The 12,654-nt window shown below is 70.0% G+C and carries 10 protein-coding genes; 7 read left to right on the top strand and 3 right to left on the bottom strand.

Translation table 11 applies throughout. The annotated features are described in order from the left end of the window. Positions 1–16 precede the first annotated feature (16 nt). From NR798_RS18995 to NR798_RS18970, 6 genes are all read left to right on the top strand, one after another. Positions 17–1,522: an FAD-dependent oxidoreductase gene (locus NR798_RS18995; protein ID WP_375772896.1), complete on the top strand. Its 1,506-nt coding sequence runs from the start codon at positions 17–19 to the stop codon at positions 1,520–1,522. A gap of 94 nt (positions 1,523–1,616) precedes the next feature. Next, on the top strand, positions 1,617–2,987 hold the full coding sequence (locus tag NR798_RS18990) for a cytochrome P450 (RefSeq protein ID WP_375772895.1): 1,371 nt from the start codon (positions 1,617–1,619) through the stop codon (positions 2,985–2,987). Beyond that, the gene (locus NR798_RS18985) at positions 2,984–4,447 is read left to right on the top strand and encodes a cytochrome P450 (RefSeq protein ID WP_375772894.1); all 1,464 of its coding nucleotides are present in this window, start codon (positions 2,984–2,986) and stop codon (positions 4,445–4,447) included. Before NR798_RS18990 ends, NR798_RS18985 begins: the two co-directional genes overlap by 4 nt. A 96-nt stretch (positions 4,448–4,543) precedes the next feature. Beyond that, complete coding sequence (locus tag NR798_RS18980; protein WP_375772893.1) at positions 4,544–5,833, top strand: GTPase family protein; 1,290 nt, start codon at positions 4,544–4,546, stop codon at positions 5,831–5,833. 177 nt (positions 5,834–6,010) lie between these two features. Beyond that, on the top strand, positions 6,011–6,658 hold the full coding sequence (locus NR798_RS18975) for a TetR/AcrR family transcriptional regulator (RefSeq protein ID WP_375772892.1): 648 nt from the start codon (positions 6,011–6,013) through the stop codon (positions 6,656–6,658). Between the two features lie 11 nt (positions 6,659–6,669). Then, positions 6,670–7,587 carry a sterol desaturase family protein gene (locus tag NR798_RS18970; protein ID WP_375772891.1) on the top strand — a complete coding sequence of 306 codons (918 nt, stop codon included), beginning with the start codon at positions 6,670–6,672 and terminating at the stop codon, positions 7,585–7,587. Here the strand turns inward: NR798_RS18970 and NR798_RS18965 are convergent. Next, positions 7,507–8,565, bottom strand: a complete 1,059-nt coding sequence (locus tag NR798_RS18965) for a hypothetical protein (protein ID WP_375772890.1) — start codon at positions 8,563–8,565, stop codon at positions 7,507–7,509. The two genes, NR798_RS18970 and NR798_RS18965, sit on opposite strands and share 81 nt — an antisense overlap. A gap of 125 nt (positions 8,566–8,690) precedes the next feature. Between NR798_RS18965 and NR798_RS18960 the strand changes: the two genes are divergently transcribed. Then, the gene (locus NR798_RS18960; protein WP_375772889.1) at positions 8,691–10,517 is read left to right on the top strand and encodes a hypothetical protein; all 1,827 of its coding nucleotides are present in this window, start codon (positions 8,691–8,693) and stop codon (positions 10,515–10,517) included. On the opposite strand, the gene NR798_RS18955 is transcribed toward NR798_RS18960, so the two are convergent. Next, a complete protein-coding gene (locus NR798_RS18955) occupies positions 10,511–12,295 on the bottom strand; it encodes an ATP-binding protein (protein ID WP_375772888.1) in 1,785 nt (594 codons plus the stop codon). The genes NR798_RS18960 and NR798_RS18955 overlap by 7 nt on opposite strands. 148 nt (positions 12,296–12,443) lie before the next feature. Continuing rightward, positions 12,444–12,590, bottom strand: a complete 147-nt coding sequence (locus NR798_RS18950) for a hypothetical protein (protein ID WP_375772887.1) — start codon at positions 12,588–12,590, stop codon at positions 12,444–12,446. Positions 12,591–12,654: the final 64 nt, after the last annotated feature.

The following is a 12,654-nucleotide window of genomic DNA, read 5'->3' as shown; positions in this document are numbered from 1 at the left end:
CATCGAGGGCAATGGAATGGAAAAGAAGAAGACACCCGTCGTGATCGTGGGAGCGGGCCCTTGCGGCCTCGCCGCGGCCTGTGGACTCAGGCGCCGTGGCATCGAGGTGACCGTCCTGGACGCCTCCGCGGAGCCGGGCAGCGGCTCGCGAGCGATCCTGCTGTGGCCACCGGTGCTCGAGATGCTCGAGGAGCTGGGGGTGCTGCCCGAGGCCGAGAAGCAGGGCTATCGCCCGCGCGCGCTGTGCTACCACACCCATCGCGACCGGACGATCCGCCTGCCGCTCGACGCGACCGACGGCGCGCTGGTGCTCCGCCAGGACCGCACCAGCCGGCTGCTCGAGGCGGCGCTGGAGAAGCTGGGCGGCCGCGTCGAGCGCCCGGTCCGTGTCACCGAGATCGTCTCCGGCAAGGACTCGGTGCGGGTGATGGCGGAAGGCCCCGGCGGGGAGAAGCTGACCTACGAGGCCGACTGGCTGATCGGCGCCGATGGCGCGCACAGCACCGTCCGCAAGCAACTGGGGATCGAGTTCGTCGGGACGGAGTTCTCGCGCTCGTTCGCGCTCGCCGAGGGGCAAATCGAAGGCGAGTTCGCGCGCGAGGACGCCCACTACTACGTCACGCCGGCTGGCGTGCTCGTGCTGATCGCCCTGCCTGACGGAGAGGTGCGCGTCAGCGGAGCCCTCGGCGAGGGCGAGACGATGAGCCTCGAGGCCGTGCAGCGCCTGCTCGACCAGCGCGGTCCGGGGAAGCTGCGCCTGTCCGAGCCCAGCCAACTCAACACCTTCGGCGCCCCTCATCGCGTCGCCGCATCGATGCGCGTCGGCCGGTGCTTCCTCGCTGGCGACTCCGCCCACGTCCACTCTCCGGCCGGCGGCCAGGGCCTCTCCCTCGGCATGCAGGACGTCCGCAACCTGGTGTGGAAGCTCGCCGGAGTGATCAACGGCCAGTTCGCCCCCACGCTCCTCGACAGCTACGATCCCGAGCGAAGGGCGGCGGCGCAGCAGGTGGTGGGAGCCATCCACGGGCTGACCCGCCAGACCCTGTTTCCGCCCATGGCGCTGCGCCTCCGCAACGTCATGCTCCACCTCCTCCACCGCGCGGGGCGCCTGCAGAACATCCTGGTGCCGTCGCTGTCCGGCCGGCAGATCCACTACCCGGATGTGCTCTTCGGGGAGCCGCTGTCGCCCGGGAACGGCAAGCGGAAGCGGCGCGCCGGGCCCCTGCCCGCCCCGGGAATGCAGGCTCCGGCCTGGGTCCTGAAAGCCGATGGCGAGGGGCTGAACGGCTTCCGCTTGATCACCACGGGAGCCGGAGACAGCGAGCTGGCGCGGCGCGCCAACACGCTCGTGGAGGGCCGGCCCTCGCTCGCCCGGCATCGTCACCTGGGCGAGGCCAGCGAGGGCTTCCTGCTCCTGCGTCCGGATGGCTACGTGGCCGCCAGCGGTCAAGCGGTTCCGCAGCTCGAACAGGCCTGGCAACGGCTGGAGCGCGTCGTGCGGCAACCCGGGGCGGTGGGCTGAGCCTGACGTCGTCGGTGATGGCGTGGCCGGGCATGGAACTGGCGTGCGGATGTGTCTATTCGAACACCCGCTCTCCGTGTCATGATTGGAATCCATGGAAATCCTGGCTTCGCCCGAAGAGTCCTCCATGAGCCCGGAGGACATCGCCCGCCTGCCGCTGCCCCCTGGCAGCGCGGGGCTCCCCCTGCTGGGAGAGACGCTCGCCTTCATGCGGAATACCGGCGGGTTCATCGAGGAACGCCGGCAGCGCCACGGGGACGTCTTCCGCTCTCATGTGCTGGGCGAGCCCATCGCCTTCCTCCTGGGGCCGGAGGCCAACCGGTGGATCTTCGCCGGTGAGAACAAGTACCTCCGCAACCGCTGGCACGTCGCGGGCCGCAAGCTGTTGGGGGACCAGTCCGTCGCCATGCTCAATGGCGCCGCCCACCTGACGCGCCGGCGCCTGCTGGCTCCGCACTTCACCTACAACGCCATGCGCGCGTTCGCCCCGCGCATCGAGGCCATCACCCACCGCCACTGCGAGCAATGGGCCGCGCGCACCGAGCCGTTCAAGGCGGTCGATGCCGTGCGCGCGCTCGTGTTCGAGGTGGCCATCTCCCTCATCCTCGGCGACGGCAAGGCGGTGGACGCGGCCTACATGAACCGCCTGTTCCGCCAGTGGGCGGGGGGCCTCTTCTCCCCCGTGCCGCTGGACATCCCCTTCACGCCCTTCGGCCGCGCCGTCGCCGCGGGCAAGGAGATGCACGCGTACCTCGAGTCCTTGGTGGTGGCGCGCGAGAAGCTGACCGAGCAGCCCCCGGACGTGCTCGGCTCGCTCCTCTCCACGCGGGACGAAGAGGGCCGGCCGCTGCCGCGCGAGGCCATCCTCCAGGAGATCGAGCTCCAGCTCTACGCCGGCCATGACACCACGGTGACGGTCACCTCGAACCTGCTGCTGCTGCTGGCGCAACACCCGGAGGTCTTGGAGCGCTGCCGGCAGGAGCAGCGAGGCCTGGAGCAAGGGCCCCTGACGCTGGAGACGCTCCGGGCCATGCCCTACCTGCACCAGGTCATCCAGGAGGCCATGCGCTTCATCAATCCGGTGGGAGGCTCCTTCCGCGTGACGACGCAGGACGTGGCCTACGGCGGCTACCGCATCCCAAAGGGTTGGCAGGTGGCGCTGTGCATCATCGGCGCGCACCAGGGTCCACCCTGGACGGACTCCAAGAGATTCGATCCGGAGCGCATGGGCCCGGAGCGTTGCGAGCAGAAGCCGCCGGGTGCCTACGTCCCCTTCGGCGGTGGACCCCGGGTGTGCCTCGGGCAGCACTTCGCCATGGTGGAGATGGCCGCGATCGTGTCCCTGCTGCTGCGCGACTACCAGTGGGAGCTCGTCCCCGGACAGGATCTCTCCCTGAAGTCCTTCCCCATTCCCATTCCACGCAGTGGGCTCCTCGTGCGCTTCTCGCCCCTCCAACACCCATGAACCCCACCCCCTCCGCCCCTGTCTCCCCAGCGCCGTCTTCCTGGCTCCAGTCCACGTACCGCCAGCTCACCGCCTCGTGGCGTGACAGCTTCCTTGGCTCGGGTCCCGAGCTCGTTCCCCCGGGACTCCCCGAGGTGCCCGGCCAACCGCTGCTCGGAAGCCTGTCCGCCTTTCGCAGCGACCTGATTGGCCTCCTCATGTCCACGAGTGCCCTGGGTCCCGTGGCGAGATTCCGCATGTTCCGGATTCCGATGCATGTCGTGACGGATACGGCGATCGCCCAGGAGATGCTGGTCGACAAGAAGGAGTCCTTCAAGAAGACCCGCGAGCTGTCGGTCTACCTTCAGCCGCTGCTCGGCAATGGGCTGCTCGCGGCCGAGGGCGCGATCCATCAGCGGCACCGCAAGCTCCTGGCACCCGCCTTCACCCCCAAGCGCGTCTCCTCCTACGGCGATCTCATGGTGGAGGAGACGATCCGGCAACTGGGGCGGTGGACGCCGGGCAGGCGGGTCGACCTGGTCGAGGAGATGACGACGCTGACCCTGACCATCGTGGGCCGCGCGCTGTTCGGCCGGGGGATGCGCGAGGAAGCGGAGCAGATCGCCCAGGCGTTCACCGAGGCGATGCGCGCGATGATGAAGCGCATCACCGGGCTGATTCAGGCCCCGTATTCCTTTCCGCTTCCGGCTCATCAACAGATGCGGCAGGCCGTGGCGACGCTCGATGCCGTGGTCCAGCGGATCATCACCCAGCGCCGCGCGGAGGGCGTGGACCACGGCGATGTGCTGTCCATGCTGCTGTTGAGCCGGGACGAAGTGGACGGCACCGGGCTGAGTGACAAGGAAGTGCGCGACGAGGTCATCACGCTGCTCGCCGGCCACGAGGCGACCGCCAGCGCGCTGAGCTGGACGTGGTACGAGCTCGGCCGTCATCCGGACGTGGTCGCGAAGCTCACGGCCGAGGTCGATGCGGTGATTGGCGATCGGGCCGTGACCGTCGCGGATCTCCCGCGGTTGCCGTACACGCTGTCGGTCGTCGAGGAAGCGATGCGGCTGCACCCGCCGGTCTACGCGTTGGCCCGGGAGGCGAGCGAGGACGTGGAGGTCGGCGGTCACCGTTTTGGCACCCGCAGTACGATCTTCATCAACACGTACGGCATCCACCGCCGCGCCGACTACTACCCCGATCCTCTCGCCTTCAAGCCGGAGCACATGACGCCCGAGGCCAAGAAGGCCCGGCCCCGCTACGCCTACCTGCCGTTTGGCGACGGGCCGCGGGTGTGTATCGGGGCGCACTTCGCCTTGCTCGAGCTGCAACTCGCCCTGGCCACCCTGGTGCAGCGCGCAAGCGTCAAGGTCGATCCCGGCGAGCGCACCACCGATCCGCTGATGACGTTGCGCCTGCGCGGTACGCTGCCCGCCACCGTGGGACCGCGCCGCGCATCCGCCGGTCACGCATAGCAGCCGCGGGAGCGAGCACCTGCTCCCCCGGAATGTCTCCGGCCCTGCGGAGGACTCCCTCCCTCCGCGGGCCATGGCCATCTCCGAGGAGGACCCATGGCCGCTCCCAACGAACCCACGTTCCTCGAGATCTCCGACACGGTCCGCCGGCTCGAGGAGCTGCTGGACCGCGTCCCGGATCCGCTCGCCCGGGACATCCGCCAGAAGATTGCCCACCTGCGTGCCCTGCTGCTCGAACAGCGCTCGCCCAACCTCGTCCTGGTGGGCCGCCGCGGCGCCGGCAAGTCCTCCCTCATCAACGCCCTCTTCGGCGCCCGCGTCGCCGAGGTCGGCCACGTCTCCGCCCAGACGGGCCAGGGCCGCTGGTTCGACGTCCAGGGCGAGCTCGGCACCCTCTCCATCCTCGACACCCGCGGCCTCCAGGAGGGCTCCCGTCCCCAGGAGGCCGACGCCGCCGACACGCCCCTCGACTCCATCCTCGCCGAGGTCCGCCGCAAGGCCCCCGACGCCCTCCTCTTCCTCATCAAGGCCTCCGAGGTCGACTCCGCCATCGACGCCGACCTCGACGTCCTCACTCAAATCGCCTCCGCCGTCGAGCAGGCCCACGGCGTGCGCCCTCCCCTCATCGGCGTCGCCACGCACTGCGACTTGCTCGAGCCCAAGCGCGCCGATCTCCACCTCCCCGAGTCCCAGGACCCCGCCGAGCTCCAGGAGAAGCTCCGCCACGTCGAGGCCGTCGAGCGCCAGCTGCGCGACAAGCTCCGCTCCCGCCCCGAGCTGCGCGGCGAGCTCGTCGCCGTCCTCGGCGTCTCCACCTACCTGTCGTGGCGCCCGGACGGCAGCATCCGCTCGGACGAGCGATGGAGGCTGGGCGAGCTCGCCCAGGTGCTCTTTCGCGAGCTGCCCGAGCAGGGCCGGCTCGTCCTCGCCCGCGTGACACGCGTGCGCACCCTCCAGGAGGAGCTCGCCATCACCCTCACCCGCGCCATGGCCTCGCTCTGCATGGGCGTCGCCGTCGTCCCCATCCCCGTCGCAGACATCATCCCCATCACCTCCGCCCAGCTCAGCCTCATCGCCGGCATCGGGTGGATCTCCGGCCGCCAGCTCGACCTCAAGGCCTCCGGGGAGTTCCTCACCGCCCTCGGCGTCAACGTCGGCGCCGCCTTCGCCCTGCGCGAGGCCGCTCGCGCCCTCGTGAAGTTCGTCTTCCCCGGCGCCGGCAATGTCGTCTCCGGCGCCGTCGCCTTCGCCGGCACGCTCGCCATCGGCACCGCCGCCCGCGCCTACTTCCTGCGCGGCGTCTCCGCCGAGGAGGCCCATCGCCTCTACCAGGCCACCCGCTCCTCCGCCGAGGCCCACCCCGAGCGCGCCCTCTCCGAGGGCTGAACCCCAGGGCTCCGGCACCCTCACCCCGGGGGGCTTGCCCCCCCTTTGAACGACGGGGGGCTCCTCTCCCGGAGGGCGAGGGGTGGGTTGCTCGCTCTCCGCCCGAGACTTCCCTCGACCCACTTACTAAGTGAGCACTCACTTTCTTTTTAGAATCGAGGGCGCTACACTGGCGGTATGTCTGATTCGTCCCCGGGTCTGGAGGCGGCCCCCCGCGTCCGGCGTACCCAGCAGGAGCGGCGGGACTCCACCCGCCTCAAGCTGCTCGAGGCCACCGTCGAGTGTCTCGTGGATCTGGGCTACGCCCGCACCACCACGCTCGCCGTGGCCCAACGCGCTGGCATCTCCCACGGGGCCCTCTTCAAGCACTTCCCCACCAAGGCCGCGCTGCTCGGCACCGCCGTCGAGCACCTCTTCCCCCGCATCATCGACGAGTACCGCTCCACCCTCGACGCCACCGCCTCCTCCCCGGGAGACCGCATCGCCCAGGCCATCGAGCGCCTCTGGTCCATCTACCAGCGCCCCGAGCTCCTCGCCGCCGTCGAGCTGTACGTCGCCGCACGCACCGACTCCGAGCTCGCCTCCGCGCTGAGCACCGTGGACCCGCCCCACCGCCGCCACCTCCACCGCGTCGCCCGCGAGCTCTTCCCCGACGTCGCCGCCACCCATCCCGGCTTCGACGCCATCATCGAGCTCATCCTCAACGCCGTGCAGGGGGCCGCCGTCGGAGGCGTCGCCCTCCCCGCCAATCCGGAGCACCGGCGGATGCTCGCCCTGCTCGTCCAGCTCGCCCGCAGCGCGTTCTCCTCCCCACCCCAACCCTAGGGAGCCGCACCATGGCCGACCTTCATTCCCTGGATCCCACCCAGCTCGCCACCCCGGCGTTCCTCCTCCTCATGGCCGTGGAGATCTTCTGGCTCGCCCGGCACCGCCAGGAGGGCTTCGTGGGCTACGCCACCAAGGACTCCGTGGCCAGCCTCACCATGGGCACCGTCTACTCCCTCATCTACATGGGCTGGAAGGGCGTGGAGTACGCCTTCTACTCCGTGCTCTACGAGGCCTCGCCGCTGAGGCTCGGCAACGGGCTCTTCGCCTGGGTGCTGCTCTTCTTCGCCGAGGACCTCTGCTACTACTGGTTCCACCGCGTCCATCACGAGTCCCGCTTCTTCTGGGCCTCGCACGTGGTGCACCACTCCAGCCAGCACTACAACCTGTCCACCGCCCTGCGACAGACGTGGACGCCCATGACGGGCCTGCTCTTCTGGGCCCCGCTGCCGCTGCTCGGCTTCCATCCGGCCATGGTGCTCACCGCCCATGCCCTCAGCCTGCTCTACCAGTTCTGGATCCACACCGAGGCCATCGGCCGCATGGGGCCGCTCGAGTGGGTGCTCAACACGCCCTCGCACCACCGCGTCCACCACGGCGCCAACCCGCGCTACCTGGATCGCAACTACGCGGGCATCCTCATCATCTGGGACCGGCTCTTCGGCACCTTCCAGGCCGAGGACGAGCGCCCCGTCTACGGCCTCACCAAGAACATCCAGACGTTCAACCCGCTGCGCATCGCCTTCCACGAGTACGCGGCCATCGTGCGCGACGTGCTGCGCCCCAACCCGCTGCGCGTGCGGCTGGGCCTGGTGTTCCGCGGCCCCGCCTGGAAGCCCCCGGAGGCCTCAGTCCCGGCAGCAGGCGATGGCGCCGTCCTGCGAGCGGAAGAAGGCGGTGGTCAGCTCCCGTCCCACCCAGGCGCATAGCACCTCGTAGGTCCGCCGCCGCGCGCCGCCCACGCGCGCGGTCTCGTGCGTCAGCGACTCCGGGTGGCGGATGAAGACGTTGTAGCCCAGGATGCAGCCGTCCGAGCGCATCACCGTGATGCCATCCGTCGCCATCATCCCGCGCAGCAGCTGCGCCGCCGAGCTCACCGCCGCGGCCGCCTCCGCCTCGCGCGTCTCGTGGTAGCGCATCACCCGCGCCACCATGTCCAGCGGCTCCTCCAGCAACACGCCGTCCACGAAGAGCCGCGAGCCCTCGCGCTGGCTGGGCAACACCGCCACCAGCGCGCCGTGCGAGGCCTGCAGCGCCTCGAAGAGCACCCGCCGGAAGAAGTCCCGCGTGAGGCCGCGCACCGGCTCCAGCACGTCCGCCGTCAGCCCCAGCGCCAGCTCGTCCATGGCCACCGTGGGCAGCGTCGCCTCCACCCGCGCGCCCGACAGGAAAACGTGCCGGTAGAGGCCGCCCATGCCCCTGAGCTCGATGACGTTCTCCGCCAGCTGCAACACGCCCACCATGCGCAAGGAGCGCTCTCCCGCGCGGCGCATGCGCTCCAGCGGCGTCTCCACCAGCGGGAAGGGATCCGTCCGGAACACCCCGTAGGCGAAGCCCTCCGGCACCAGCAGCACGTACAGCGACCACCAACGCCCCTGGCCCAGCGGCGCGCACTGCTTGAGCGCCCGTTGAATCGTCTCCCGCGTCCGGGGGCCCTTGCCGATCGCCACCGGCTCCTTCCCGCCCAGCACCCGCAGCATCCCCTCCAGGTCGTCGCCCACGAACGCCACCGGGAAGAGCGGCTCGCCCTCCTCCCGGTAACGCGACAGCGTCACGATGAGCTCGCTGAGGGGATCTCCCACGTCCGTGGGACTCAACCCCGTCTCGTGGAGGAAGGAACAGACCGCGTCCGACAGCATGTGCCGGAAGGACAGGACCGGGGACTCTCCCGGAGCCAAGGTGCTCATCATGGACACCCACACTGTAGCAGACAGGAGGGCTTTGACGGATTGCCGGAATCCAAGAAAGCAGTGACAATGGGGGTGCAAAGGGCTGTTGCCCCTGCACTGAACCTCTCCCCCCGAGGGTAGCCGTGAGCAATTCGAGCGCGATCGCGGTGTTGATCGATGGTGGCTCGCCGGGCGTCCTGCCTGGCAGGGCCATTGAAGTGGACGCCGGTGTGGCGCTGCCCGTGGCCTTCGGGGGACTGAGGAAGATCCTCCGGGCGTGCGAGGACGCCGCGCCCGAGGCGGTGCGTCCCCTGGCGCTCCAGCGCCCCGCCGAGTGGAACCGGCTCTTCCCCGGCTCCATCCAGGGCGCGCCGGATCTGACGGACCTGGCCCTCACGCCGTCCGAGCGCCGGCTCCATCGCGAGTCCGAGCAGATGTTCTGGGTGCTCAACCTGGCGGCGCGCGCCATCGTGGAGACGCTGCGGGTGAGTGGACGGCCGCTCGTCATCCACGGGGCGGGCGAGTGCGATCTCGTCAGCCTGCGCGCGGTGATGCGGGCGGCCGAGTGGGGGCGGCTGGAGCAGCTGGAGGGCCGCATCCTGCTCACCGGCTGGAACGTGCGCCGGCCGCACTACGCCGCCTTCTTCGAGTCGCGGCGGAGGGACTTCCTCGGCTCGCTGTGCGAGCGCATGCGCACCACGCCTCCGGGCGGCGGCGTGGGCCCGGTGTCCGGCCGGGCGGTGGAGCCGGCGGTGGACCTGGAGGGCCGCTACCTGGGCGCCGTGGTGGACGAGGACGCACCGCTGGAGCACCGCATCGCCGCGGCCGTGCTCGCCATCCGCAGCTGCTTCTTCACCACCAACTACGAGGGCGCCATGCTCGCCGCCGAGCGCGGGCTGGCGCTGCTCGACGCCGCGGGCCCGGGGCTCTCCCCCGCGCGCGTGGCCGAGGGCTGGGACGCGCTGGACACCGGCTTCTCCACGCCGGCCATCGAGATCGACAAGAGCAGCCTGGGAGACGCGGAGGAGCTGCGCGTGCTCTTCGAGCGCTGCATCGGCGTGGTGCACGTGTACACCGGCCAGCACGACGAGGCGCTGGAGGCCTTCGGCCGGGGACTGGAGCGCCGGGCGCCGCCGGAGCGGCTGGCCCACCTGCGCATGTTCCGCGCTCTCACCCTCACCAAGCGCCTGGCGCAACTGCCCGATGCCCGCGCCGAGGTGGAGGCGGGAATCGCGTTGATGGAGGGGCTCGACACGCCGCTGCGCAAGCTGCACGAGGCCTGGCTGCGCAACGTCTACGCGCTCACGTACTTCCTGGAGAAGAAGCTGCCCCTGGCGCAGGAGCAGGAGAAGCTGGCCATGCGCTGCGTGGGAGACCTGCACGACGCGAGCGCCACGCACCTGAAGATCAACCTCATCTCCAACGCCAGCTACCTGCAGGAGTCGGCGAGGAACTTCCCGGAGTCCATCGCCATCTGGCGGCGCTTCGAGAAGATCAGCGCGAACTGGGGCGCCAACTTCGCCAAGCACCACCGCTACCGGCTGGCCGCGCTGCAGATGGCCAACGGGGAGCGCGAGGCCGCCGTGGCCAGCTACACCGAGGCCTTCGAGTGCGCCGGGGAGCTGGGAGACCCGTTGCACCAGCAGGTGATCGCCGCGGACCTGGGGCTGCACCTGCTGGACACGCAGCCGGCGGTCGCGGCGCAATGGTTCTCGCGGGCGGCGGAGCATGCGCGCGTCATTGGAGATCCGCTCCGGGTGGCGCAGAGCCTGGCGGGACAGGCGCTGGCCGAGGGCAGCCAGGACTGGGCGGAGGCGCTGCGCTGCGCCCAGGCGAGCACCACCACCCCGGCGGAGACGGAGCCGCTGGTGAAGGCGCTCTCACAGGGAGACGCCGAGGCGGTGCGCAAGGCGCTGCCCCGCGCGCGCAGCAAGCTCAACCGCCCGTTCGACGCGGTGAACCTCTACTGAGAAACGGACGTGACGTCGCCACCTCGAGGCCGCGCGGGAATGGTGAACATGAACGTGGTGCCCGTCCCGCGCCCCTCACTCCGCGCGCGGAGGCTTCCCCCGTGCGCTTCGATGATGGCCCGGCAGATATACAGGCCCAGGCCCAGTCCGCGGATCTTCCGAGCCGCCGCGGTGCGCGCGTACGGCTCGAACACCTCGTCGAGCTCCTGCGGCTGGAGGCCGATTCCGCTGTCCGCGACCTGGACGCATGCCATGCCGCCGGCCTCCGAGACCCTCACCCTCACCTCTCCCCCCTCCGGGCTGTACTTGATGCCGTTGCTCACCAGGTTCGTCAGCACCTGGGCGAGCCGCTCCGGATCCGCCTCGAGCTCGAGCGACTCGGGCCCCTCGAGCACCAGTCGATGCGAGTTCGTGCCCTCCTGCTGCTCGTCGAGGACGCTCCGCACCAGCTTCATCAGATCGTGCCGCTGAAAGAAGAGGTTGAAGTGGCCGGCATCGATCCGCGAGGCGTCCAGGAGGTCCGCCACGAGCCGCTCGATGCGTGTCGTCTGGTAGCCCAGCCTCGCCAGCGTCCGCTCCCGGGCCTCGGGTGACTGGCGCGCGGGGTCGCGCAGCAGCCGCGCGGCGAGCGAGAGCGGGGTGGTGAGGTTCTTCAGGTCATGGGCGACGGACGCGATGAATGTCTCGCGCCGCTCCCGCTCCGCCTTCAGCTCACCCGCCATGTGGTTGAAGGCCTCGGTAAGCTCGTCCAGCTCGTCGCCGGTGCCCAGGTGCGAAGGTTCAATCGGAGACCACTCGCCCAGCTCGCCACGCCCAAGCGTGTGGGCATGCGCCACCAACCTCGCCACCCGCCCACTGAGATAGCCCGCCAGTGCTCCGGCACCCGCCAGGACCAGGAGAGAGAGCGTCACGAACGCCGCCAGTTGCTGCCGTTGAATCCTGTTCATGTCCTCGAAGGCCTCCTGGGTGCCCCAGGTGACGCCGACGAGCCAGCCGTGCTGCGCCGTGGGCACCAACGCGGCGATCCGCCGGTCCTCGTGGAAGAGCCCTGTGAACTCCCTCATGAGCACCGGTTCGCCAGCGAGGGCCTCCTGAATCTCCTTCACCTTGGAGAGGTCCCGCTCCTCCCAAGAGGGCTCCAGACGCGCGGTGTGGAAGACGAGCCGCCCGCGAGGATCGGTGAGGAAGAGGGCCTGCCCGGGCCGCAAGCCGATGTCGAGCATCCGCCGCGCGAGCTGGTCGAGCCGCAAGCTCACGGTGACCACTCCCTGGACCTGCCTGTCCGCATCGAGAATCGGCGCGGCGGCTATCACGGCGGGGCGCTTCACCGTTCTGCCAATGACGAGCTCCGAGATCACTGGCTCCTTCGTCTGGAGGGCTTGCTGGAAATAAGAGCGATCCGAGATGTCGAGCCCCTCGGGCCAGGGAGTTGCGGCCGCGATCGGACGCCCGGCGGTGTCGAACACCCCCAGGTTGATCAGGTCGGTGCGCTCGCGCGCGAGGCGCGCGAGGAAGGCCTGGAGCCTGTTCAGCTCCGGCCCGTGGCTGACGGACTCGGCGGCGACCGCCTGTGCCAGCCTCCTCGCCTCCTGAAGTGACGCATCGACGAGCAGCCCCGACGTGTTGGCGGTCTGGCGCATGCTGTTCAGGAGGGAGGTCCGGCGCAGCTCATAGTTCTCCACGAGCCCGAACAGCATGAGCCCGAGGAGCGGCAGCAGAACCAGGAACACTCCGACCATCAACTTGGCGCGTAATCGAATGCGGAGCATCCCATTCATGTACCCTCCGGGAATCCCACTACCAGGCACTCGTGGCCACGAAGGGCGCGCCGCCCCGGCGCTCGTGGTTGCAGGGCGGCAGGAGGCGGCCTGCGCTAGTCGCGCTGGTGCGTGATTTGGTCGACGACCAGGTTGAGCTGCTCGACATTCATGGGGCTCGACTGCGTGGCGGCCGCTCGGGGCTGTTGCCCAGCCCCTTCACCCGGGCCTTGGCGCCCTCGTCGGCGGCCATGGCCAGCGCCGGAATCGCCACGAGACCCGCGGCCAGGACGAAACGCCGCGCCTGCTTCCTCATTCGTGTCATTGCCCTCCCATTTAGTTTGACCTAAAACTAAACATGATGGCGGGGCCGCTGTCAT

Origin of the sequence: Archangium gephyra (assembly GCF_042230915.1) — a bacterium.
Lineage (GTDB): Bacteria > Myxococcota > Myxococcia > Myxococcales > Myxococcaceae > Archangium > Archangium gephyra_B.
This window is presented reverse-complemented; position numbering and strand designations above follow the sequence as displayed.